The organism is Enterobacter cloacae complex sp. SHL009, assembly GCF_049237205.1.
Lineage (GTDB): Bacteria > Pseudomonadota > Gammaproteobacteria > Enterobacterales > Enterobacteriaceae > Enterobacter > Enterobacter cloacae_M.
On the sequence record NZ_JBMKIW010000001.1, the window covers coordinates 816675 to 839460 of the forward strand.

Here is a 22786-nt window from a genome sequence, read left to right on the forward strand (position 1 = left end):
GCTTTCCTCAGAAGTGTTATCTACTCATGGTAGTTTACACGTTTTCTGCAGGGTGCTGAACGCGTTGTTCCGCAGGTCGGATCCGGAACCAGATCGCATACATCGCGGGCAGGAAGACGAGCGTGACGATCGTCCCGCCCAGCGTGCCGCCTATCAGCGTGTAAGCCAGCGTGCCCCAGAACACCGAATGCGTCAGGGGAATGAACGCCAGCACGGCGGCTATGGCGGTCAGAAGGACCGGGCGCGCGCGCTGGACCGTCGCTTCAACCACCGCCTGGAACGGCTCGAGGCCGTCCTTCTGGTTATGATCGATTTGACCGATCAGGATCAGCGTATTGCGCATAAGAATGCCGGAAAGGGCGATCAAGCCGACCAGCGCGTTGATGCCAAACGGCTGATTGAAAATCAACAGCACGGGCACTACGCCAATCAGCCCCAGCGGCGCGGTTAAGAACACCATCACCATCGCCGAGATTGAGCGCACCTGCAAAATGATGATCAGCAGCGTCAGGGCAATCATGATCGGGAACAGCGGAATCATTGCCTGCGTGGCTTTACCCGATTCCTCAATCGAACCCGCCATGTCTATTCGGTACCCGGGCGGCAGCGCATCAACAATCGGCTGGAGCTGCTTCATGACGGCGACCGACACATCCGGTGGCTGAAGATTGTTAGCGATGTCGCCCCGCACGGTAATCGTCGGGGTGCGATCGCGGCGGCGCAGGATCGGATCTTCCATACCGATCTCAATCTTGCCGATTTGCGACAGCGGAACGCGCTGTCCCGCATTGCCGACAAGGGTGAAACCCTCGATTTTTGCCGGATCGAGACGGATGTCTCCCGCCGCGCGTCCAATAACCTCTACCGAGCGAATATCCTCTCGCACGGAGGTGACGGGCACGCCTGAGAGCAGAAACTGAAGCTGATCGGCAACGGCACTGGAGGTCAAGCCGGTCGCCTGCAGGCGGTTTTGATCGAGGGTGAAATGCAGGACAGGAACGCGTGAACCCCAGTCGGTGTTGACGGTTCTCATCATCGGGCTTGCCTGGAGCACGGCTTTCACCCTGTCAGCGATGTCATGCACCTGTTCGACATCCGGCCCCGACACGCGCCAGGCAACCGGGAAGGGCGAGTACGGGCCAAACACCAGCTGCGTTACCCGTACGCGGGCTTCGGGGGCAAGGCCGTTGGCGACAGCGTCTCTCAGCCGGAGCTTGAGCGCCTCGCGCGATGTCTCGCTGTCCGTCAGGATCACGATTTTCGCAAAAGACGGATCGGGCAGTTCAGGCGCCATCGCCAGATAAAAACGGGGCGAACCCTGACCAATATAGGCCGTGACAATTTTGGCTTCGGGCTGCTGGCCCAGCCACGCTTCGATTTTTGCGGTTGCGGCGCTGGTTTGCTCAATCGAGGTACCGTATGGCATCTGCACCTCAACCAGTACTTCCGGGCGATCGGAGGTCGGGAAGAATTGTTTTTTAACCAGCCCCATACCGAGCACGGCAAGAATGAAAATGGCGACCACCGACCCGGCTACCCGCCATTTTCTGGCGATAACGCGGGCAAGCAGCTGGCGAAAACGGTTATAGCGAGGCGTGTTATAGATGGCGGCATGACCCCCTTCTACTTTAGGGATCGCCGGCAGGATCTTCACCCCAAGATAGGGCGTGAACACCACCGCGACAAACCACGATGCAATCAGGGCGAGGCCGACAATCCAGAACATATTGCTGGTGTATTCCCCTGCGGTCGACTGGGCAAAGCCATTCGGCATAAAGCCTATGGCCGTCACCAGGGTACCGGCCAGCATGGGCGCGGCGGTATGGCTCCAGGCGAAGGCCGAGGCTTTGATTCTGTCGTAACCTTCCTCCATTTTCACCACCATCATTTCGATGGCGATGATGGCATCATCAACCAGCAGGCCGAGGGCGAGGATCAGGGAGCCCAGCGTAACGCGGTCAAAGTTTATCCCCGCGGCTTCCATCACCACGAAAACGACCGCCAGCGTCAGCGGGACCGCCGCCGCAACGACAACACCCACGCGCCAGCCCATGCTGATAAAACACACCACCATGACCACAAGCAGGGCGACGAAGAATTTGATCATGAACTCATCGACCGACGAGCGAATATTCACGGACTGGTCGGTGACCTTGGTCAGGGACATGCCCAGCGGCAGGCTGTCATTTATTTTCGCCGTTTCCGCATCCAGCGCTTTCCCCAGCGCCAGACCGTTCCAGCCTTCACGCATCACGATGCCCAGCAGAAGGGCGGGCTCATGCTGATTACGTATCAGCATCGTCGGGGGATCTTCGTAGCCTCGCTCAACCGTTGCCACATCGGACAGCTTGAGCGTTTTGCCCTGAGCCACAAAAGGCGTATCGCGGATTTTCTGCAGTTCATCGAACGCGCCGTCCAGGCGGATAAAAATCTGCGCGCCTCGGGTCTCAATGGAGCCCGCCGCGGCTAACGCGTTCTGGCTGTTGAGGGCGTTGAAAATATCCTGGGGTGAGAGCCCTATCGTCGCCAGACGGCCGTGGGAGAAGGAGATGTAAATCCGCTCGGCCTGTTCGCCGATAATGTTCACTTTCTTCACGCCGGGAACGTGCAGAAGCTGCTGGCGCAGGCCTTCGGCATCGCGTACCAGCTGCCGCTGCGGTTCGCCTTTCGCTTTCAGCGCAAAGAGGGCAAAGGTGACATCCGAGAATTCGTCATTGATCATCGGGCCGATGACGCCCGCCGGAAGTCGCTGCGATTCATCTCCAAGCTTCTTCCGCGCCTGATAGAACTCCTCCTGCACTTCGGCTGGCGGGGTCTTGTCCTGCAATGACAACGTGATAAACGCCATGCCGGGACGGGTATAGGTTTCGGTACGGTCATACCATTTGAGTTCCTGCAGGCGCTTTTCCAGCGGCTCGGCGACCTGATCCTGAATTTCCTGCGCGGTGGCGCCCGGCCAGACGGTTACCACCGTCATTTGCTTTACCGTGAAGGGCGGATCTTCCGCGCGTCCGAGCCCAAAGAAGGCGTAAATTCCGGCAATCGTGACCAGAACGATCAGAAACAGCGTAATGGAACGTTCGCGGACGGCCAGCGCCGACAGGTTGAAGCGGCTTCCGCTCATGGCGTATTCTCCGCCAGGGCGGCACTGCGTTGCTCGGCAAGCCTGACGACCTCACCTTCGTGCAGAAGATGGGCACCTAACGCAACAATCTTCTCACCGGGCTTCACGCCGCCCGTGACCTGCGCCGCATCTTCACCCACGCTCAGCACCCTGACGGGCGTCCATGCGACCTTTGCCGGCTGGGCGGAAATGCGCCAGACGCCGGGACCTTTTCCTGCATCATAGAGTGAAGCCAGCGGGACCTGCATGACCTGACCTTCCGCTTTATTGTCCTGAATGTTCAGCGTGACGGTCGCCCCCAGCGGCGCGTTCGCCAGCAGGCCATCCAGCACGTAGCGGGCTTCATACGTGCGGGTCGCGGCATCGGCCGAGTCAGACAGCAGGCGCAGCGTTGCGGTGACAGGATGTTTTTCATTGCCATACAGCGTGGCCTGCGCTTCGCTGCCGACGGCAGGACGCAGCGTTTCCGGAAGCTGGACGAGCGCTTCACGCTGTCCCGCTCTGGCGAGCCTGATCGCCACCTGTCCGGCGCTGACGACCTGACCCGGCTCGGCGAGCGTCTCCATGACCACGCCGTCTGAATCCGCCAGCAGTACGGCATAGCCCGTGGCGTTTTGCGCCACGCTGGCCTGCGCCCGGGCGGCGCTGAGATCGGCCCTGGCCGTGTCGGCCGCCGCTTTGATCTGGTCATACTCCGAGGCAGACACCGCGCCGGACGCCACAAGACCGCGATAGCGCGCCTCATCGCTGGTGGCTTTGCGCGCGCGCGCCTGAGCCGCATCCACCGCGCGCTGCTGCGCCTGAGCCTGTAATTTCAGGTCAACCGGATCCAGGCGCAGCAGGGGCTGGCCCTGTTTGACGGTCTGCCCCGTGTCGACCAGCCGCTCAAGGATTTTTCCCTGGACTCTGAAACCTAAATCGCTTTGCGTTCTTGCGACCACCACGCCCGTGAAGGCGCGGGCGCTATTGTTCGCAAGCTCGACGGAGGCGGATCTGACAAGCGGTGGCTTTGTGCGCGGATCGTCACTCGCGGAAATATCGCCGCACGCCACCAGGGCAAACGGCAGAAGACAAACGGCAACGCGGGCTGAAGTGAGCCTGAGCATGGGAAACCTTTTTGACGTAACAGGACGGTATCCGCATTCTCTGACTAGTGACCAAAATTGTCAATGGTCACAAATCAGGGGGCCAGGCTTCTTAAAATCAGTGAAGAGAGTAGCACTGCCGCCGTGGGGGCCATTTCGAGGTTGTACTGCAGCTGAACGGGGTTAATGTAAGGACACATCACCATGTAGACGGCAAATGTGACCTCATCCAGCGGCGTTTTTCTTTCAAACTCGCCGGCCTGCCTGCCTTCGATAATGATGCTCTCGATCAGCTTCATCAGGCTTTCACTGTATTTTTGGGTTGACGGCCACTGCTCCTGCGCGGCGACGGCGGCAATGTCGTATAGCTTACGGTCGTGGAAAAACAGCTCGCTTCCCGCCTCGGTGAGCGCTTTGAAAAGGCGGCGTAATTTTTCGCTTGCTGACGGCGCATCCTCGATGGCGGAAAGCACTGCCGCCATGATCAGCTCCAGGCGGTTAGCGCAGATCACCTCGCCGATAGCCTGTTTGGAATCGAAAAACTTATAGATGTAGGACTTTGAAAAACCAATAGATTTAGCCAGTTCGGCGACAGTGGTTTTTTCATAGCCGTAGTGACCGAAGTGCTCAAAAGCCGCTTCGACGATTTGCTCTCTGACAGCGTGGTCAAGGGGACCACGTGCTGATGGGGGATTAATATTTTTAGTCATTATTTAAGCTTAGCGTGACGGGCTACGATTAACAACGAGTGACCATTTTGAGATTTGGTTACCGTCATTCATCATGAAACGTTCAGACGGGACGATCAACCAGATGCGGTAAGTGTATCACTGTTTTTCGTGCACTATGGCATCTATCTGTCTGCGATAAGCGAGCATTTCAGCGCAACTCCCTTGCGCTGAACAGAGCCGTTTTTGCTTAAGCCGAGCGCGGGCGCAATATTTTTTCAACGATAAGCACCAGACGCCTGCGCGTCACGAACCGGTGTAGCTGCCCCAGAAGCCAGTTACCGCATCCGGTAATCAGGTAGCTACGGTTACTCTCCATGGCCTTCAACGCCAGGGTGACCACCTTGTGAGCGGGCATTCGTTTACCTACCGAAGCTTCCTCAGCATTCACCACATCAAAAAAGGCCGTATCCGTTGCGCCGGGGCAAAGCGCCAGGACGCGGATGCCCCTGGAGCGATATTCTCCCCACAGCGCGTTCGAAAACGAGAGCAGAAAGGCTTTGGTTGCGCCATAAATCGCCATATAGGGATCCGGTTGCATCGCGGCCGTTGAGGCAACGTTAATAATCACCCCGGAACCTTGCTGCAGCATTCCCGGCAGCAGGGCGTGAGTCAGCTCCACGGGGGGCATGCAGTTTACGTTAATCTCATCACGCTGCCTGTCGATTGACAGCTTTTCGAATGGCCCGTAGGTGGCGAACCCGGCGCAATTAATCAGAATGTCTGGGACGCGTCTTAAGGTTTCAAGCCGTTCCACAATGTGGGGAATGGCTTCCGGCTTCACTAAATCCTGCACGATAATCGTGATGGAGGCGCCGTGCTTTCTGACCAACTCTGCGGCAAGCGCCTGCAGCTTTGGCTCGCTGCGGGCGACGAGGATCAAGGCCACGCCTCGGGCGGCGAGCTGCCTGGCGAAATCACGACCGATGCCCGAAGATGCTCCGGTAATCAGCGCTGTTTTTCCTGTATAATCAAAAGAATTCATATCTTTAATCCCGTTTCCCTAATGTATGACGCACAGGATAAACCGTGCACTTAGGTACACGGTCAAGCGTGATTTTTCCAGGGTGAGGGCGACGCGATGCGAATTGGTGAACTGTGTGCGAAAACGGGATTGTCGAAAGAGACGGTGCGTTACTATGAGCGACAGGGGCTATTAGAGAATATCCCGCAGCCCAATCGCAGCAATAACTACAAAGTTTATTCCGCCGTGGATTTACAGCGTTTAAACATGATCAAGCATGCCAAAATGCTGGGCTTTACCTTAGCCGAAATTGCAGAGGTTTTAGCTGTCTGGGTTGACGACAACTTTACCGCTGAGCAAAAACAGGCTTCTCTGCGCCGCAAGCTGCAGCAGCTTGAAGAGAAAGAAGCGGCGTTAATTGAACTCAGAGCCAGGTTGAAAAACGCCCTAAATAAGGTCGGTCAGCCTTGCGTCGACACGTTTTGATCGCCGGGTGAGAGGAGGCCGCAAAACCGATGCGGCCTTATCTGTCAGGCAGCCAGTTCAGGCATCTGTTCCTTCACGAAATTCAATACTTTCCTCGCGTCGAGAGAGGCATAGGGCAGGCTCTCAATAATGGCGATTGAGCGCGTATTGCCCACCTTTTCTTTTATCTCATCGAGTTTGTACTGAATGTGCGGCGCGATGAGGAAACCATCGAAAGCGGGAGCGACGCTGGCGAAGTTATCCAGCCCAACAGCGCTAATCATCAGCGGATAGCCTTCGCGTTCTGCCAGAGACTGCATCTTTTTGGCGAGAGAGTTTGCGGTATTACCAAACAAACAACAGATCAGAAGCTTTTTCATATTTTTTACCTCCTGAAAACCGCACACAGAGTAGTCCTGAGGTTGTCAGCGAAATGCGCGCCATCTCTTATTTTGGCGAGAAATTAACCGCAGATGCCTGACGCGATTTAATTTTACTGCTTTTTTAGCCAGTCGAGAAAAAACTGGCTAAAAGCCGTGACCTGAAGCGGCTGCAGTTTGCGCTGGGGGTAAACAAGCTGCAGGCCGACATCTTTGCGATCGTATCGGCTAAAGCCGGTGAAGCTGTCGGCAAACAGTACCGTGAGCCTTCCGGTTTCAACATCGTCTTTGACGTCCCACCACGATTTCCCCGCGATGCCAGCTCCGCTGAGTGCCCACTGGCGAAGTAAAGCCCCGTCGTCGCACACCATGGCTGGCTCTACGCGAACGACGCTTTCCTCGCCATCTTTTTCAAAGCGCCATTCGTTCATCACCACGCCCTGCGATTCCAGCGCCAGGCACCGGTGCCGGGCTAAATCGGCAAACGTGGCGGGGACGCCGTGGTCGTTAAGATACGCCCCGGAGGCAACCAGCACCCGATGGTTCGGGCGGATATTTCTGACGACAAGGCTGCTGTCCGGCAGGTTGCCAAAACGCACGCTCATATCCAGCCGGTTAGCGACCAGGTCCTCAATGTGTTCTCTTAACGAGATGAAAAATTTAACGTCAGGATGGCGCCGGGAAAAATCAATGACGGCGGGGCTAAGATACTGTCTGCCAAAATCCGAGGGCGCGGAAAGGCGAATATTGCCGCTGAGCACGCCCTCTTTTTGCGTCAGTAACGACTCGGCATGATGCATCTCTTCCAGCACGCGCAGCGCGGCATGGTAAAACTCTTCCCCGGCGCGGGTCAGGGTGAGGGATCGCGTTGAGCGGTGAAACAGGCGCGTCTGGTAACGCTCCTCAATCGCCTTCAGCCTGGCCGTCATGGTCGCGGGGGAAAGCGACAGGCGTCGTCCGGCGGCGGAAAGACTTCCGGCCTCGGCAACTTCCACCAGTAAAGCCATGTCTTCGAGTTTGCCCATTATTCATATTTTCCGAAAAGTGCATCTACTTTTAGCGTAATTATCAAAATCAGATGCGGACTGTAAAGTGATGTTATCCAAACCATAAGGGATAAAATCATGCAACGTACCTCACTTTTTGAACGCTACAGGCTGGGTTCGCTGGACCTGAAAAATCGTATCGTCATGGCGCCGATGACCCGCGCGCGCTCCCTTCAGCCGGGAAATATCCCCTCCGCGCTGATGGCAGAGTATTACCGGCAGCGTGCCAGCGCGGGATTAATCATCACGGAAGCCACGCAGATTTCGCCTCAGGGCCAGGGATACTCATGGACACCCGGCATCCATTCGCCTGAACAGGTTTCGGGATGGCAACTCACGACGGGCGCCGTGCATCAGGCGGGCGGAGTGATTTTTTCGCAGCTCTGGCACGTCGGGCGAATGTCGCACGCCAGTTTTCACCAGGATGGTCAGCCCGTCGCCCCGTCAGCACTGGCGCCAGACGCGCAGGTGTGGGTGGTGAATGAGCGTGGGGAAGGCCAGATGGTTGACTGCCCGCAGCCGAGAACACTCTCGCGCAAGGATATTCACAGCATCATCGCGGACTATCGTCAGGCGGCACTGAATGCCGTCCAGGCCGGTTTTGATGGCGTAGAAGTTCATGGCGGAAACGGGTATCTGATAGACCAGTTCCTGCGTCAAACCTCCAACAAACGCACGGATGAGTACGGCGGTACGCTGGTGAACCGCATCCGTTTTGCCCAGGAGGTGTTAAGCGCCATTGCCGAGGCCATTGGTCACGAGCGCACGGGTATCCGCCTTTCCCCATTTATTACCCAGCGCGGGATGAACGACCCGCAGGTCTCTGAAGCCATACTTGCGCTTGCGGCCTGGTGTGAACAAAAAGGTATTGCATTCATCCACCTGGCGGAAGCCGACTGGGATGATGCCCCTCAGGTACCCGAGCGTTTCCGTCAGTCCCTTCGCGAGACCTTTAGCGGAACTCTTATCGTCGCGGGTAACTATGACCTTGATAAAGCTGAAAAGATCCTTGCTGCCGACTATGCCGATTTGATTGCCTTCGGCCGTCCGTTTATTGCCAACCCCGATTTGCCCCACCGGCTGGCAAACCAGCTGCCTCTTGCCCAGGTGCGCGACCCCGCCACGCTGTTTGGCGGTACCGGCACGGGATATACCGATTACCCAACGTACGCTCTACAGGAGGAAACATTATGACCCGTAAAACTTTAATTATCGGCGGCGGTTCCGGCATCGGTTTCGCCTTGGGCAGCCTGCTTGCCGGGCGCGGCGAGGAGATTATTCTTGCGGGACGCGACAGCGCAAAACTGGACGCCGCGCGACAGCGGCTTAGCGCCCACGCCGCGTCAGTTCACACCCTCGTGCTGGACATCAGCCGTGAGGAAGAGCTTGTCGCACTCGGTGAAACGCTGGGTGAGGTCAATAATATTGTCGTTACGGCGGGTTCACAGGCTCCGGGAGGGCTTCTTTCCGGGCTGGATCTCCGCGCGGCAAGGCTGGCCTTTGATACAAAATTCTGGGGAAGCATCAATGTCGCCCGCTATCTCGGCGGGAACATCGCCCCCCGCGGTACGCTGACGTTCACCAGCGGGTTCGTGGCGCGTCGCACCGTGGCGGGCGCCATTGTTAAAACGACGATGAATGCCGCCATTGAGGCCGCGACAAAAGTGCTGGCGAAAGAGCTTTCACCGCTGCGCGTCAACGTCGTGAGTCCGGGGCTGACCGACACGGAAGCGTACGCGGGCATGGATGCCGCCGCGCGGGAAAAAATGCTCGCTGGCGCGGCGGAAACCCTGCCGGCCAAAGCCTGGGGAAGGGCGGAGGATATCGCTCAAGGGTATCTTTTCGCCATTGATAATCCCTTTGTCACGGGGTCGGTCATTGATATTGAGGGCGGGGCGTTAATTAACTGACCCTCTCTGATTTGAACCGCAGGAAATCGACTGCGGGTAATGTAATACTCTATTGAGAGATATCATGAAATATACGACGTATTTTCATTCGGCTGTAGCGATGGTTATTTTTGCAGGTCTGTCGGGCAATGCGATTTCCGCGCAGGGGGAATGGCTGCAGCCGAAGCAGCTAATTGTGGACAACAGCCTGCCGCAGGCGAAATTAAAGACGAATGAAGCCGTCGCCAGAGAATATGCTTCATTCTGGAACACGGGTAATGAAACCCTGGCGCGTAATGCCCTGGCGGCAGGCTTTATTGATAAAACGCCTCCGGAAGGGCGTAAGCAGGGGGCGGAAGGCGCTATTTTAGCTTCCCGCGCGTTTCGTGCAGCCGTGCCTGATTTACGCTGTGACGTTGAGCAAATGATTATTTCAGGCGATCGCGTGGTTTCGCATTTACATTTTCACGGCACCTTCACCGGAACATTTGGCAAGCTGAAAGGAAAGGGGCAGAAAATAGATTTTATCGCCACGGATATTTATGAGATTGGTGACGGTAAGATCGTAGCTAACTGGCATATTGAGGACAACCTGACGCTGATGAAACAGCTGGGCGCGCTGTAAGGTCATCACTCCGGGGCGGCCCGGAGTGATGCGAAAATCCTATAAGCCAAGATCGCTCAGCGAAGGGTGATCGTCCGGGCGTCTGCCCAGCGGCCAGTGGAACAGCCGCTCAGAGGCTTTGATCGGCATATCGTTTACGCAGGCAAAGCGTCGCTTCATCAATCCGTCCGGCTCAAACTCCCAGTTTTCATTGCCGTAAGAGCGGAACCAGTTGCCGGAATCATCATGCCATTCATAGGCATAGCGCACCGCGATCCGATTCTCCGTAAATGCCCAGAGCTCTTTAATCAGACGATAGTCCAGCTCTTTTTTCCATTTCCGCTCCAGAAACGCCTGGGCTTCTTCACGGTTGGTGGCGAACTCTGCGCGGTTACGCCATTGGGTATCCAGCGTATAGGCAAGCGCGACTTTCGCCGGGTCGCGGCTGTTCCAGCCATCTTCTGCCAGTCTGACTTTTTCGATGGCGCTTTCACGAGTGAAGGGCGGTAAAGGAGGACGTGTGTTCATTGCGATTACCTCAGCGTTATATTATGTAGACAGGTTCGTCTACTTGCGGTAATCTATGCCTGTGAAATAACGCTGTCAACATTCTTTTTGAGGCTAGCCAAAAGTGAAAACAGAACCCGCAGGCAACGATACAAAAATCAGCGTCAGAGATAAGATATTACTCACGGCGCACGATCTGTTTTATTCCACGGGCTTCAGGGCGACGGGTGTGGATACGCTGATTAAAGCGTCTAAAGTGACCAAGGTGACTTTCTATCGTCATTTTTCGAGTAAGAGCTTGCTTATTCTCGCCTATTTGCACTATCGGCATGAAATATGGATTAACTGGTTTGAATCCACGCTGCGTCGACATCTCGATGAAGGCGAAATACCTGCTGATGCGATATCTGCAACGCTTTACGAATGGTTTATTTCGCCCGATTTCCACGGCTGCGCGTTTATTAACGCCAGCGCAGAGGCGAAATCGGAAGATATTGAAAGCGAGATAAAAGAGATATGCCGCAGTCATAAGTCAGAAACAAAGAAAATTATTGCCTTGCTGACGAAGAGTGCAGATGAGCGCGTCGTCAATGAAATCATGCTGCTCATTGACGGCGCAATTATTCATGCACAGATGGGCATGGATTCAGAAGCGGTAAAACATGCGTTAAAAAAGGGCCTGGAGAAACTGTCCGATCGGTGATATTCCCCGGTGCTTAATCAACTCGCGCACCGAGCCGATTAAGCACCCGCGTTACACTGTCGGAATGGTGCCGCCATCAATCACAAATTCAGTACCGGTGATACTCGCAGCATGCGATGAAGCGAGGAAGACGATGAGGTTGGCCACCTCAATCGGTCTGGCAGGGCGTCCGAGCGGTATTCCACCTAACGCCTTCATAATAATCTGCTTACCGCCTTCGTAGTCTGTTCCTGCCTGCTTTGCCAGCCTCTCCGCCAGTGCAACTGCCGCTTCAGTTTCGATCCAGCCGGGCGCAACGCGCACCACCCGAACGCCCTTCGGTGAGACTTCCTTTGAAAGACTTTTACTGTAGGTTGAGAGGGCTGCTTTAGCCGCCGCATAACCCGTTGTTGATTCCGGTAACGGCAGCTCGCGCTGAATAGACGTCACGTGAATAATCACCCCATTTCCCTGCGCGAGCATTCCGGGAAGCAGGGCGCGATCTAAGCGTACTGCAGGCAACAAATTAAGATTGAGCTCCTGCTGCCACTCTTCTTCGCCAAGCGCAGCAAAACCGCCACCGGGCGAGGTTGAACCGCCCGCAACATGGATAATCACGTCGACGCCTCCCATCTGTTCCTGAACCGCAGATGCGACAGCGGCACATCCAGCGACCGTCGTAAGGTCCGCGGCGACGAAAGTATCTGCTATATCTACGTCCGGCTCGTGGCGCGCAGTGGTGAATACCGTTGCACCGAGTTGTTTTAAAAGCCCGACGACCGCTTTTCCGAGCCCTTTCGTGCCAGCGGTAACAAGCACGCGTTTGCCTTTAAAATCAATATCTAATGACATAACCTTGCACTCCCGTTATTTACAGTACAGTTATATTCAACATAGACTGAGAAATTGACAAGTACGCACGAAAAAGTGAGCTACTGAATTATGAGTAAGTTATATAGTCCGGAATCTGCCGCGAGCGGCGTGGAGCAAGTGTTACGGCTGCTGGAAGGCCGTTGGAAATTAATTATTCTTTTTCATCTTTTCGACGGAAAAGTGCAGCGCTACTCTGATTTCGAAAAACTGATCCCCGGTATTTCCCAGAAGATGCTGGCGCAGCAGCTCAGGCAACTTGAATCCGATGGTATCGTTTCGCGGATGGTCTACCCTCAAGTGCCACCGAAAGTGGAGTATCGCCTCACCGATTGGGGTCAGGCATTATGTCCGGCGCTTGATGCCATGCTGAAATGGGCAGAAAAGCGCGAGGCTTACGCAAGCCAGTAAACCCGGCGGCCAGCACGCTGCAATGGGATAGCGTTGCCCGTAACCCATTTATGCAAAGGAAACGAAAAATGAGAACGCAGAAGCGATGCCTTGGCTGCGTGGCTATTGTGGTTGATGACTACGATCGTGCGATTGAATACTACACAGATAAGCTGGGTTTTACCCTCGTAGAAGATACGCCTCAACCGGGTAAACGCTGGGTGGTCGTCTCACCCAACCCGGAAAGCGACTGCAATATTTTGCTGGCTCGCGCCTCTAACGAGAGGCAGGAAAGCTTTATCGGCAATCAATGCGGCGGCAGAGTTTTCCTCTTCCTTCAGACGGACGATTTTTGGCGCGATTACCGTGCCATGAAAGACAAAGGCGTTCATTTCTGCGAAGAACCTCGTGAGGAAGAGTACGGTACGGTGGTGGTGTTTGAAGATATTTACGGCAACCGCTGGGACCTCTTTCAACATGCCCAACGCGGGTGATTACCAGGGATACCTTACATGACTCTTCGAATTCGCCAGGCCTCCGGGGCCGATTCAACGCTTTTAAGCGAGCTGGGATACCGAATCTATCCCGCCCATTTTCAGCATCTGTGGGTGTCAGACGCAGAGATGAAGGATTTTCTCGACGGCGAGTACGCGCTTTCCGTACTTGAACAGAGCCTGAAAGAGAACGCTGTTTCCTGGTATGTTGCCGAGACCGATCGGCCAGTGGGATTCATGAAAGTGACCTGGGAAGCCCTGCTCCCGGAAACGGACAAGAAGGGGGTTCTCCTCAACAAGCTCTACCTCGATCCCGCCGAGACCGGCAAGAACTATGGCCAGGTGATGTTCAACAGCATCACCGACATGGCCCGGAGCAGGGGGAAAGACTATCTCTGGCTGGAAGTGCTTGAGCAGAATGCGGGAGCGTACCGGTTCTACCAGAAGCAGGGCATGCTCTGCGTTAATAACGTCCTTTTCGAAACCGCTTCACAGCAGAGCATTCTCAGAATTATGGGGATGTCTCTTTAGGGCGAGAGCTCTCGTCGCGCTGTGCCAGCGATAGCGCGCTGGCGCTGGCGGGATCGAACAGCGAGAGGCTCTCAATCTGATTGAGTAAAATCACCTTCCGGAATGACATGGCGCTGCGGGGTTCCGAGTCGAGCGTGATGTCATGCTCCGCATACCACCTGCTGTAGTTATTCTCGATGCGAAAGTTCATCGTCTTCGCGTCTCTGTACCCGCTTAACATCGGGATCAGCACGATATTGGCCGTTTTTTCATATTCCAGCGTCGCGGTGTGGATCATGCCGACGTAAATCCGCCTCGACCGCAGCGTGACCTGCGCCAGTTCCCCTTGCTCCATACACTGATACAGCAGCTGTTCAATACCGCTCGACTGCGCCAGACGTTTGTAGAGCTTTTTCCGGCTTTCGCCGTCCAGCCTGGCGCTGCCTGCCCAGTTAGAGCGGTAGAGGCAAAACAGAATGGCAAACGCCAGCATCACGACCACCGGCGCCTGAATGCCTAAAAAACTCCAGTTCATAAAGTCGATTTGCCAGTCGGTATATTTCGGTGAGGCAAAGTGGAAAGCGTTGTTGGCGGCGGAAAGGGCGAGCAGGAGCAGCCAGAGCAGACCGGTGGCAATCACGCCCTGCAGAACGAAAATACAGCCGTACAGCGCCACCAGGAAATAGACGTCCCAGCCAATGGAGCGCTTGATTTTAAAACGGGTCGACAGGTCGCGGCTGGTGTACCAGTACCCGCATACCATCAGCACCATAAATATCGCCGTTCCCATATCAGGCCCTCTTCAGCATGTTGACGTGACGCAGAAAATCCTGCCGCACCTCGTTGCTTTTGTAGTTCACCGAGGCGTTCCCGTCCTGGTCGATAATGATGCGATCGCCATCTTCGACGGCTTCAATGATTTCCTGCTGGCTCATCACCTGCAGTAAGGATTCCGGGCTGGAGAAAAGGGAGAGAAAGAAACGTTTCATGCGGGCATCCTTATGAATAAAAAGGATAAGCCTGGAAGAAGACCGGCGAGTTTGCCTTAAGGATATCCTGAAAGTTAAAGCCGGGTGGCGGTTACACCTTACCCGGCCTACAGAATTCACTCTTTTGCCTACTACTAAGCCATTGACATATATATAAAATAAAAAATAAATCACCACAAACTTGGACAAATAACATTAATTGTGTAAGTTTTAATTATGCGATTACGCCACGTTGTTTACAGCCAGGATGTGACCCATGAGCACTTTGCCCTCTGTCGTGAGTCGGTTTGTTGAGTACTACGCCGCACTGGATAGCCAGCCGCCGTCCGCGCTGGTGGGGCTTTACCATTCGAATGCCACGCTTATCGATCCGTTTGGCGAGCATGACGGGATTTTCGCGCTTCAGCGCTATTTCACCCATCTGCTGGCCAACGTCGAGAACTGCCGTTTTTCTATCGATCCGCCGCTGTGCAGTGGGAACCGGTTTGTTGTCACCTGGGTGATGCACTGGTCGCATCCGCGCATTGCCGGAGGTGAGCCGCTCGATCTGCCGGGATGTTCGGTGGTGGACACGGAAAACGATCTCATCACGCGCCAGCGCGACTACTACGATGCGGGAGAGATGATCTACGAACATCTCCCGCTGCTGGGCTGGGCGGTACGCGGCGTGAAGCGGAGGGTTAAATCATGAAGACGGTGCTGATTACCGGCGCAAGCTCGGGCATTGGCGCCGGGCTGGCAAAATCCTTTGCCGCTGACGGCTACCATGTGATTGCCTGCGGGCGCGATCGGGCGCGCCTCGACGCGCTGCGCCAGATCTGCCCCAATCTTACCGTTCGTCTGTTCGATATGACCGACAGGGACGCCTGCCGCCAGGCGCTGACCGGCTGCTATGCCGATCTGATTATTCTCTGCGCCGGCACCTGCGAATATCTCGATGGGGGCGTGGTGGATGCGGCGCTGGTGGAGCGGGTGATGACGACAAATTTCCTCGGCCCGGTGAACTGTCTTGACGCGCTGCAGCCCCAGCTGACGGCTGGCAACCGCGTGGTGCTGGTGAGTTCCATGGCCCACTGGCTACCTTTCCCACGGGCAGAGGCATACGGCGCGTCCAAAGCGGCCCTGAGCTGGTTCGCCGAGAGTCTGCGCCTGGACTGGGAGCCCAAAGGTATTGCCGTCACGGTGGTTTCTCCCGGCTTTGTTGATACGCCGCTGACGCGCAAAAACGATTTTGCCATGCCGGGCAGGGTGAGCGTCGACGAGGCGGTGAAGGCGATCCGTATCGGGCTGGCGGCAGAGAAAATGCATATCGCGTTCCCCGCCGGGTTCGGCTTTATTTTGCGTGCGCTCTCCGGGTTACCGGCATTTCTTCAGCGCGCGCTGCTGCGCAGGATGGTGCGTTCATGAACATCGCAATTATCGGCAGCGGCATCGCCGGGCTAACCTGCGCCTGGCGCCTGGCCGGGCACCATCAGGTGACCCTGTTTGAAGCGGGCGCCACGCCCGGCGGCCATACCGCAACGGTTGACGTGCCGACGCCGCAGGGTACATACGCGATCGACACCGGGTTTATCGTCTACAACGATCGCACCTATCCGCGCTTTATGGGTCTGCTCAGCGAGCTGGGCATCAGCGGGCAAAAAACGCAGATGAGCTTTTCGGTGCACAACCCGGCGACGGGGCTGGAGTACAACGGACACACCCTGACGTCGCTGTTTGCGCAGCGCCGAAACCTTGTGAATCCGGCATTCTGGCGGCTGCTCGGGGAGATCGTCCGCTTCAATCGTCTGGCGAAACAGGCGCTGGACGGGGAGGTGGACCCGAACGCCACGCTGCAGACGTTTCTGGACCAGCACGGCTTCACGCCGTTTTTTGCGCGCCACTACATTCTGCCGATGGGGGCCGCGATCTGGTCCTCGTCGCTGCAGGAGATGAAGCGTTTCCCGCTGCCGCTTTTCTTACGTTTCTTCCAGAACCACGGCCTGCTGGATATCACCCATCGCCCGCAGTGGTACGTGGTGCCGGGCGGCTCGCGGGAGTATATCCGCGCCATGCTCGACAAGCTGGGCGACCGTCTGAATCTGCACCTCAATTCACCGGTTCAGCGGGTGAGCCGCCATGAGCACGGGGTTACGCTTCAGCTTGAAAACGGCAGCCATACTTTCGAACGGGTGATTTTTGCCTGCCACTCCGCCAGCGCCCTGGCTATGCTTGATGACCCGACGCCCGCAGAGCGCGAGGTGCTGGGCGATATCGGCTGGCAGCGCAACGAGGTCGTTTTACACAGCGATCCGCGCTGGCTGCCGGTGCGGCAGCGCGCGTGGGCCAGCTGGAACTACCGCCTGAGCGCGGAGGAACAGGCCAGCGCCTGCGTCACCTACAACATGAACATTCTGCAGGAGCTGCCTGCGGGCAGTCCGCTGTTCTGCGTTACCCTCAACCCTGACGCGCCGGTAGATGAACGCTTCGTTCTGCAACGCTTCGTTTATGAACATCCGCTGTTTAACCCGCAAAGCTGGCGGGCGCAGGCGCGGCGCGGCGAGATCAACGGTCACAACCGGAGCTGGTACTGCGGGGCTTACTGGTACAACGGTTTTCATGAAGATGGCGTGCGCAGCGCGCTGGACGTGGTCAACGCGATAGCGGCCGGAGAGGGGAACTGAGATGAACAGCTGCCTCTACCACGGCGTATTACGCCACCGCCGCCTTCAGCCGAAAACCCACGAATTCAGCTACAGCGTCTTTATGGCCTGGCTGGATCTCGATGAACTGCCGCAGCTCTCGTCCGTTGGCGTGCGGCGCAATCGCTTTGCCGCCGCTTCGTTTCACGATGCGGACTACCCGCTCGGTACGCCGCTCAAAGAAAACGTGCTGAGCAGGCTGGAGAGCCTGACCGGGGAACGTCCGGACGGGCGGGTCATGCTCCTGACGCAGCTGCGCTATTTCGGCTTTCATTTCAATCCGGTCAACTTTTACTACTGCTACGACGGGAAGGGGACGCTGCGCTGGGTGCTGGCGGAGGTTCGCAACACGCCGTGGAATGAACGTCATTACTATTCCGTCAACGGACAGGATGCGCAGCCGACGGAAAAAGCGTTTCACGTATCCCCCTTTAACCCAATGGACATGATCTACCACTGGCGCTTTAACGACCCGGACAACACGCTGCATATGCACATTGAAAATCATCAGGAAGCGAAGGTCTTTGACGCCACGCTGGCCCTGCGCCGGGAGCCTTTGACGCGCCCGGCGCTGCGTTCGCTTTTGGTTCGCGTCCCGCTTATGACCCTGAAAACTGTTTTTGCCATTTACTGGCAGGCGCTGCGGCTCTGGCTCAAGCGCGTGCCGCTGTATAACCACCCCTTCAGCAGGAGTGAACGCTCATGACCGACCCCGTCTTTGCGTTAGAACCCGATATCCCGCGTAACGTGCGCATCGCGCGCTGGCTGCTTTTTCGTCTGTTAAGCGGTATCCGCGGCGGCTCGCTCACCCTGCGTGAAGGGGCGCAGACCTTCCATTTTGGCGAGACATCCTCCGCGCTGCAGGCCGACGTACAAATCCTCACGCCCGGCGTTTACTGGCGCGTTTTAACGGGCGGTAGCCTTGCTGCCGCAGAAGCCTGGATGGACGGCGAATGGGAAACCACGCACCTTACGCCGCTTCTGGAACTGCTGGCGCTCAACGGCGAGGTGCTTGGCCGTCTGGAAAACGGGTTCCGCCTGTTCGGCAGGCCGCTGGAGCGTCTGCGCCACTGGACGCGGCGTAACTCCCGCGCGCAGGCGCGTGAAAATATTGCCGCTCATTACGACCTGGGCAATACCTTCTATGCCCATTTTCTGGATAAAGAGCTGCTCTATTCCAGCGCCTTGTTTACGGAGGACGAGCAGGACCTGACGGCGGCCCAGCAGGCCAAAATGGCGCGCCTGTGTGACCAGTTAATGCTAGAACCGAATGACCACCTGCTGGAGATCGGTACCGGCTGGGGCGCGATGGCGGAATACGCGGCCCGTCATTATGGCTGTCGGGTGACCACCACCACGCTGTCGCAGGAGCAATATAGCTGGGCGACCGAGCGGATCGCCCGCGCCGGGTTGCAGGATCGCGTTGAGGTGCTGCTCTGCGACTATCGCGACCTCACCGGGCAGTACGACAAGCTGGTCTCAATAGAGATGATTGAAGCCGTCGGGCAACGCTATCTGCCCACGTTCTTCCGGACCTGTCAGGCGCGGCTGCGCCCCGGAGGACGAATGGCGATTCAGGCCATCACCATTCAGGACCAGCGCTATCGCGACTACAGCAAAAGCGTCGATTTTATCCAGCGCTACATCTTCCCCGGCGGCTTCCTGCCGAGCATTACCGCGATGAACGAGTTGATGACGCGCCACACCGATTTCGTGGTGCGCAATCTCTTCGACATGGGGCCGGACTACGCCCGCACGCTGGCCCACTGGCGGCAGCGCTTTGTCCACGCCTGGCAGGAGATTGAAAAGCTCGGCTTCGATGAACGTTTCCGCCGCATGTGGCTGTACTATTTTGGCTACTGCGAAGCCGGGTTTAACGCCCGCACCATTAGCGTGGTGCAGCTGACCGCCGAGCGCGTATGAGACGTCATATTCAGGTCTTCCTGCTGGCCGTCGCGTTCGATCTCTACTGGGCGCTGGTGGTGCTCTTTCGCGAACAGGGCCTGATTATCTGGATCGCTCTGGCGATCCTGGCGTGCCTGCTGTTGCCGCCTGTATACCGTTTTTACGCCATTGGTCTGGCGGCGGCGGGCAGCCTGCTGGATACGCTCTGGGCGCTGACGGGGCTGATTGCCTTCACGAGCGACTCCCTGATGCCGCTCTGGATGGTGGCACTGTGGCTGATGTTCGCCACCGTCTGGACGCAGCTGACGCGCACCACCACGCTACCCGGCTGGCTGCTGACCCTGCTGGCCGCCGTGGGCGGGCCGGTGGCGTACCTGATTGGCGAGCGGCTGGGAGCCATCACATTTCTGGAGCCGACCTTTATCGTCGTGAGCTGGATGGCGCCGGGCTGGCTGGTGTTGATGCTGTTTTTCCACCTGCTGATGGGGAGACAAAAATGAGATCTGTGGTTTTGCTGCTTTGGCTGACGCTGGTTGTTCCGGTTGCCCAGGCCGCCGACTGGCTTGCCTGGCGGAAGGTGGGTGACGCCACGCTCACCTGGGGTCCGTTCACGGTCTATACCTCTCAGCTGCGCACCCCGGACGGGCGTTACGGTCGGGATAATCAGGATCAGGCGCTGATTATTACCTATGCGCGGGACATCGATCGCGATGATCTGGTTGAGGCGACCCGCGACCAGTGGCAGGCGCAGGGGATCCTGGCGCAGGAGCCTCAAAGCGAAGCCTGGCTGCGGATGCTCCAGTCCCTTTGGCCGGATGTCCGCCCGGGCTCACAGCTGGCGTTTGTGCTCAACGATAAGCAGGGACAGTTCTGGTATCGCGCGTCAGCGGCGCAAACATCGTTTATTCCACTTGGACCGCGTCAGTCGGAAGCGTTCAGCACCCGTTTTCTGGCCATCTGGCTCGATCCCCGCACGCAATATCCTGAGCTGCGTCAGCAGTTAATCGGAGGCCAAAAATGAAACGTATCCTGATGATGGCGCTGGCATTCACGATGCTGCTGGCGGGCTGTAGCACTGAAGTGGCCGAGTATCGCCAGCAGGAGCCGCGGCTTGATATCTTCCACTACTTCCAGGGCAAAACCGAAGCGTGGGGGATGGTGCAGGATCGCAGCGGCAAGCAGATCCGCCGTTTCCACGTTGAGATTGCCGGGGACGTTATCGGCGATACGCTGACGCTCAACGAGCACTTCGTTTACGACGACGGCGAGAAGCAGCAGCGGGTCTGGCATATTCGCCGCGTGGGGAACGATCGCTACGAGGGTACGGCAGGGGATATTGAAGGGGTTGCCACGGGACAGTCCGCAGGCAACGCCTTTAACTGGCATTACAGTATGAACGTGAAGGCCAACGGCAGCACCTGGCTACTGAACTTCGACGACTGGATGTATTTGCAGGATGAGACGCATCTGTTTAATAAAACCGAGATGAAGAAGCTGGGTGTCACCGTCGCCACGGTGACGCTGTTCTTTACCCGTAAGACCTCAGCTTAGTCGCGGACGCTGCCGGTTTTGCTGCTGGAGTAGATGAAGTACAGGGCAATCCCCAGGCACACCACCGCGCTCAGACGGCTCGGTGAAAACGGAATGGCGGGATTGCCCAGCCAGCCAAAGTTATCAATCAACATACTCATGGCGAGCTGGCCGAATATCACCGCCACCGTGGCGACGGCGGTGCCGATGCGCTGCACCGCCACGACCATGATCACAATGTAAGGCACGCCGAACATCGCCCCGAGGAGCTGCCATTTCGGCACGTCCAGCAGCGTGACCGCCTGCATAGGCTCAAAGAAGAAAATGAGCAGGGCGGTCACCAGCGCGCCGACGGAAAATGTCAGAAACGCGCTTTTGAAAACGCCCACGCTGCTGCCGAGCTGCCCGTTAATCGCGGCCTGAATGCTCAGCGTTGCGCCGCCGCAGACGGCCAGAAGAATCATTATCAGCGTCATATCATCACCCCTGTGCGACCAGAACCAGTGCCGCAATAATAAAAACCAGCGCCACGATACGTTTTGCGTTTATCTTCCTGTGCGGCGTACCCAGCAGGCCAAAGTGGTCAATGATCAGGCTTTTAAAAACCTGACCAGCCAGAATGCCAATCATCGTCAGAGCGATGCCGATGGTCGGCGTGGCGATCGTCAGAATGACCACGTAAACAGGGCCAAGCACGCCGCCGAGCAGCTGCCAGCCGGGCTGGGCGAAAAACGACGGGCTGTTACGCGGGCTGAAAAACAGCATCAGCAGAAACGTCAGCGCGGCGCCGACGCCAAAAATGCTGAACGTCGCCCATAAATCGCCCACTTCTCCCCCTAATGGCCCCAGCAGCCCCGCCTCGACGGAGAGGCCCATCCCGCCGGCAATCACCAGTAAAATCAAAATAAACTGCATTACGCTTCCTCCGTTTTCTGGCGAAGAAGATTACGTCGGTAGACCCGTGAGAAAAATGCCATAATGCAGGAAACACCATTGCAGGAAATGCATTAATGTCAGATGCCGGAAGCATGAACCTTCGCTCACTGCTGCTGTTTATTGCCGTCTATGAAACGCAGAACTTTTCCGTCGTCGCGCGACGAGAGGGAATTTCTGCCTCGCAGGTGTCGCGCATTGTTCATCAGCTTGAGGACGCGCTCGGCCAGCAGCTGTTCTATCGCAATACCCGGGCGGTGATCCCCACGGAAAGCGGGCATCTGTTTATCCGCTATGCCCGGGCGATGGTCGATAACTTCGAAGAGGCGCGTCGTGAGCTGGACGAACGTTCGACCGTACCCTCCGGCACGGTCCGCATAAATGGGCCGGTATTTTTTGGACAGAGACACGTTGCGCCCGGCCTGGCAGGCCTGGCCGAGCGTTATCCACGGTTAACCATTGAGCTGACGCTGACCGATGACTTTATCGACCCGCACCGGGACGCCGCCGATCTCATTTTCCGCATCGGCACGCTGACGGATTCGACGTTCCACGCCCGTGTTTTTGGGCAGCAGCGCTACCACCTCGCCGCGTCGCCCGCGTATCTGCGTCAACACGGCATTCCGGCCGACCCGACCGAACTGAGCCAGCACAAATGTCTGGTCTATCGCGGTTCGTCCGGGCCTAACCGCTGGCTCGTGCGTCGCAAAGAGGAGAATTGGGTGCATTATCCCGTCGCGCCGCTGATGACGTCCAATAATGCGGAGTCGCTGCTCATTGCCGCGCTGGGTGGGATGGGGATCGTCCTGTTTCCGGACTGGCTGATTGGCGACAGGCTGAAGTGGGGGGAGCTGGTCGCCCTTATGCCGGAAATGGCGTGCGCCATCAACACGGAGCAACTCAATATTGCGGCGATCTATCCTAACGCACGTCATCCGCCCCTGAACGTCAGGGCGGTGATTGATTATTACGTGGCGTTTTTCGGCACGCCGCTCTACTGGCAAACCTAA

29 protein-coding genes are annotated in these 22786 nt (G+C 57.0%); 17 read left to right on the forward strand and 12 right to left on the reverse strand.

What is annotated here, in order from left to right:
* Window positions 1-34: 34 nt before the first annotated feature.
* From ACOTZC_RS04080 to ACOTZC_RS04095, 4 genes are all read right to left on the reverse strand, one after another.
* On the reverse strand, window positions 35-3124 hold the full coding sequence (locus tag ACOTZC_RS04080; protein WP_421635601.1) for an efflux RND transporter permease subunit: 3090 nt from the start codon (window positions 3122-3124) through the stop codon (window positions 35-37).
* On the reverse strand, window positions 3121-4230 hold the full coding sequence (locus ACOTZC_RS04085; protein ID WP_047174274.1) for an efflux RND transporter periplasmic adaptor subunit: 1110 nt from the start codon (window positions 4228-4230) through the stop codon (window positions 3121-3123). Before ACOTZC_RS04085 ends, ACOTZC_RS04080 begins: the two co-directional genes overlap by 4 nt.
* Window positions 4231-4304: 74 nt before the next feature.
* A complete protein-coding gene (locus ACOTZC_RS04090) occupies window positions 4305-4919 on the reverse strand; it encodes a TetR/AcrR family transcriptional regulator (RefSeq protein ID WP_023311599.1) in 615 nt (204 codons plus the stop codon).
* A 208-nt stretch (window positions 4920-5127) separates the two neighbouring features.
* Window positions 5128-5922: an SDR family NAD(P)-dependent oxidoreductase gene (locus ACOTZC_RS04095; RefSeq protein WP_126303241.1), complete on the reverse strand. Its 795-nt coding sequence runs from the start codon at window positions 5920-5922 to the stop codon at window positions 5128-5130.
* Between the two features lie 96 nt (window positions 5923-6018).
* On the opposite strand from ACOTZC_RS04095, the gene ACOTZC_RS04100 reads away from it, so the two are divergent.
* Complete coding sequence (locus ACOTZC_RS04100; protein WP_047174276.1) at window positions 6019-6387, forward strand: MerR family transcriptional regulator; 369 nt, start codon at window positions 6019-6021, stop codon at window positions 6385-6387.
* Window positions 6388-6431: 44 nt separating this feature from the next.
* Here the strand turns inward: ACOTZC_RS04100 and ACOTZC_RS04105 are convergent, their stop codons facing one another.
* Together ACOTZC_RS04105 and ACOTZC_RS04110 are read right to left on the reverse strand one after the other, a co-directional pair.
* On the reverse strand, window positions 6432-6746 hold the full coding sequence (locus tag ACOTZC_RS04105; protein WP_045399064.1) for a PTS sugar transporter subunit IIB: 315 nt from the start codon (window positions 6744-6746) through the stop codon (window positions 6432-6434).
* Window positions 6747-6859: 113 nt separating this feature from the next.
* Window positions 6860-7771: a LysR family transcriptional regulator gene (locus tag ACOTZC_RS04110; RefSeq protein WP_126303242.1), complete on the reverse strand. Its 912-nt coding sequence runs from the start codon at window positions 7769-7771 to the stop codon at window positions 6860-6862.
* Between the two features lie 99 nt (window positions 7772-7870).
* Between ACOTZC_RS04110 and ACOTZC_RS04115 the strand changes: the two genes are divergently transcribed.
* The 3 genes from ACOTZC_RS04115 (at window position 7871) to ACOTZC_RS04125 (ending at window position 10306) form a co-directional block, all read left to right on the forward strand.
* Window positions 7871-8986, forward strand: a complete 1116-nt coding sequence (locus ACOTZC_RS04115) for an alkene reductase (protein WP_126303243.1) — start codon at window positions 7871-7873, stop codon at window positions 8984-8986.
* The gene (locus ACOTZC_RS04120) at window positions 8983-9702 is read left to right on the forward strand and encodes an SDR family oxidoreductase (RefSeq protein ID WP_126303244.1); all 720 of its coding nucleotides are present in this window, start codon (window positions 8983-8985) and stop codon (window positions 9700-9702) included. The genes ACOTZC_RS04115 and ACOTZC_RS04120 overlap by 4 nt, the downstream gene beginning before the upstream one ends.
* Window positions 9703-9766: 64 nt before the next feature.
* Complete coding sequence (locus tag ACOTZC_RS04125; protein WP_045399076.1) at window positions 9767-10306, forward strand: ester cyclase; 540 nt, start codon at window positions 9767-9769, stop codon at window positions 10304-10306.
* Between the two features lie 39 nt (window positions 10307-10345).
* Here the strand turns inward: ACOTZC_RS04125 and ACOTZC_RS04130 are convergent, their stop codons facing one another.
* Window positions 10346-10813, reverse strand: a complete 468-nt coding sequence (locus ACOTZC_RS04130) for a DUF1348 family protein (protein ID WP_023311608.1) — start codon at window positions 10811-10813, stop codon at window positions 10346-10348.
* A 103-nt stretch (window positions 10814-10916) separates the two neighbouring features.
* Here ACOTZC_RS04130 and ACOTZC_RS04135 point away from each other — a divergent pair, with 103 nt between their 5' ends.
* Window positions 10917-11495, forward strand: a complete 579-nt coding sequence (locus tag ACOTZC_RS04135; protein ID WP_047174280.1) for a TetR/AcrR family transcriptional regulator — start codon at window positions 10917-10919, stop codon at window positions 11493-11495.
* A 51-nt stretch (window positions 11496-11546) separates the two neighbouring features.
* Here the strand turns inward: ACOTZC_RS04135 and ACOTZC_RS04140 are convergent, their stop codons facing one another.
* Complete coding sequence (locus ACOTZC_RS04140; protein ID WP_047647844.1) at window positions 11547-12326, reverse strand: SDR family oxidoreductase; 780 nt, start codon at window positions 12324-12326, stop codon at window positions 11547-11549.
* Between the two features lie 90 nt (window positions 12327-12416).
* On the opposite strand from ACOTZC_RS04140, the gene ACOTZC_RS04145 reads away from it, so the two are divergent.
* The 3 genes from ACOTZC_RS04145 (at window position 12417) to ACOTZC_RS04155 (ending at window position 13759) form a co-directional block, all read left to right on the forward strand.
* Window positions 12417-12755, forward strand: a complete 339-nt coding sequence (locus ACOTZC_RS04145) for a winged helix-turn-helix transcriptional regulator (protein WP_023311611.1) — start codon at window positions 12417-12419, stop codon at window positions 12753-12755.
* Window positions 12756-12823: 68 nt separating this feature from the next.
* The gene (locus ACOTZC_RS04150; protein ID WP_063408880.1) at window positions 12824-13228 is read left to right on the forward strand and encodes a VOC family protein; all 405 of its coding nucleotides are present in this window, start codon (window positions 12824-12826) and stop codon (window positions 13226-13228) included.
* Between the two features lie 18 nt (window positions 13229-13246).
* The gene (locus tag ACOTZC_RS04155) at window positions 13247-13759 is read left to right on the forward strand and encodes a GNAT family N-acetyltransferase (protein ID WP_045399086.1); all 513 of its coding nucleotides are present in this window, start codon (window positions 13247-13249) and stop codon (window positions 13757-13759) included.
* Here the strand turns inward: ACOTZC_RS04155 and ACOTZC_RS04160 are convergent.
* Window positions 13740-14528, reverse strand: a complete 789-nt coding sequence (locus ACOTZC_RS04160) for a hypothetical protein (RefSeq protein ID WP_421635602.1) — start codon at window positions 14526-14528, stop codon at window positions 13740-13742. The genes ACOTZC_RS04155 and ACOTZC_RS04160 overlap by 20 nt on opposite strands.
* Window position 14529: 1 nt before the next feature.
* Window positions 14530-14727: a hypothetical protein gene (locus ACOTZC_RS04165; RefSeq protein ID WP_023311615.1), complete on the reverse strand. Its 198-nt coding sequence runs from the start codon at window positions 14725-14727 to the stop codon at window positions 14530-14532.
* A 256-nt stretch (window positions 14728-14983) separates the two neighbouring features.
* Here ACOTZC_RS04165 and ACOTZC_RS04170 point away from each other — a divergent pair, with 256 nt between their 5' ends.
* Genes ACOTZC_RS04170 through ACOTZC_RS04205 form a run of 8 tightly spaced genes read left to right on the forward strand, consistent with a single transcriptional unit; the run spans window position 14984 to window position 20864 of the window.
* Window positions 14984-15418 carry a nuclear transport factor 2 family protein gene (locus tag ACOTZC_RS04170; protein WP_126303247.1) on the forward strand — a complete coding sequence of 145 codons (435 nt, stop codon included), beginning with the start codon at window positions 14984-14986 and terminating at the stop codon, window positions 15416-15418.
* Window positions 15415-16134 (forward strand): SDR family NAD(P)-dependent oxidoreductase, encoded by a 720-nt coding sequence (locus ACOTZC_RS04175; RefSeq protein ID WP_126303248.1) that lies wholly within the window; start codon window positions 15415-15417, stop codon window positions 16132-16134. Before ACOTZC_RS04170 ends, ACOTZC_RS04175 begins: the two co-directional genes overlap by 4 nt.
* Window positions 16131-17390: an NAD(P)/FAD-dependent oxidoreductase gene (locus ACOTZC_RS04180; protein WP_126303249.1), complete on the forward strand. Its 1260-nt coding sequence runs from the start codon at window positions 16131-16133 to the stop codon at window positions 17388-17390. Before ACOTZC_RS04175 ends, ACOTZC_RS04180 begins: the two co-directional genes overlap by 4 nt.
* A 1-nt stretch (window position 17391) precedes the next feature.
* Window positions 17392-18114, forward strand: coding sequence for a DUF1365 domain-containing protein (locus ACOTZC_RS04185; protein ID WP_126303250.1), 723 nt, complete (start codon window positions 17392-17394; stop codon window positions 18112-18114).
* Complete coding sequence (locus ACOTZC_RS04190; protein ID WP_045399100.1) at window positions 18111-19331, forward strand: SAM-dependent methyltransferase; 1221 nt, start codon at window positions 18111-18113, stop codon at window positions 19329-19331. The genes ACOTZC_RS04185 and ACOTZC_RS04190 overlap by 4 nt, the downstream gene beginning before the upstream one ends.
* A complete protein-coding gene (locus tag ACOTZC_RS04195; protein ID WP_023311621.1) occupies window positions 19328-19813 on the forward strand; it encodes a DUF2878 domain-containing protein in 486 nt (161 codons plus the stop codon). Before ACOTZC_RS04190 ends, ACOTZC_RS04195 begins: the two co-directional genes overlap by 4 nt.
* Window positions 19810-20334, forward strand: a complete 525-nt coding sequence (locus ACOTZC_RS04200) for a hypothetical protein (protein ID WP_023311622.1) — start codon at window positions 19810-19812, stop codon at window positions 20332-20334. The genes ACOTZC_RS04195 and ACOTZC_RS04200 overlap by 4 nt, the downstream gene beginning before the upstream one ends.
* On the forward strand, window positions 20331-20864 hold the full coding sequence (locus tag ACOTZC_RS04205) for a DUF3833 domain-containing protein (RefSeq protein ID WP_045399106.1): 534 nt from the start codon (window positions 20331-20333) through the stop codon (window positions 20862-20864). Before ACOTZC_RS04200 ends, ACOTZC_RS04205 begins: the two co-directional genes overlap by 4 nt.
* Here the strand turns inward: ACOTZC_RS04205 and ACOTZC_RS04210 are convergent.
* On the reverse strand, window positions 20861-21319 hold the full coding sequence (locus tag ACOTZC_RS04210; RefSeq protein ID WP_045399108.1) for a DMT family transporter: 459 nt from the start codon (window positions 21317-21319) through the stop codon (window positions 20861-20863). The two genes, ACOTZC_RS04205 and ACOTZC_RS04210, sit on opposite strands and share 4 nt — an antisense overlap.
* Before the next feature lie 4 nt (window positions 21320-21323).
* Window positions 21324-21758: a DMT family transporter gene (locus tag ACOTZC_RS04215; RefSeq protein WP_023311625.1), complete on the reverse strand. Its 435-nt coding sequence runs from the start codon at window positions 21756-21758 to the stop codon at window positions 21324-21326.
* A 95-nt stretch (window positions 21759-21853) separates the two neighbouring features.
* Here ACOTZC_RS04215 and ACOTZC_RS04220 point away from each other — a divergent pair, with 95 nt between their 5' ends.
* Window positions 21854-22786: a LysR substrate-binding domain-containing protein gene (locus tag ACOTZC_RS04220; protein ID WP_421635603.1), complete on the forward strand. Its 933-nt coding sequence runs from the start codon at window positions 21854-21856 to the stop codon at window positions 22784-22786.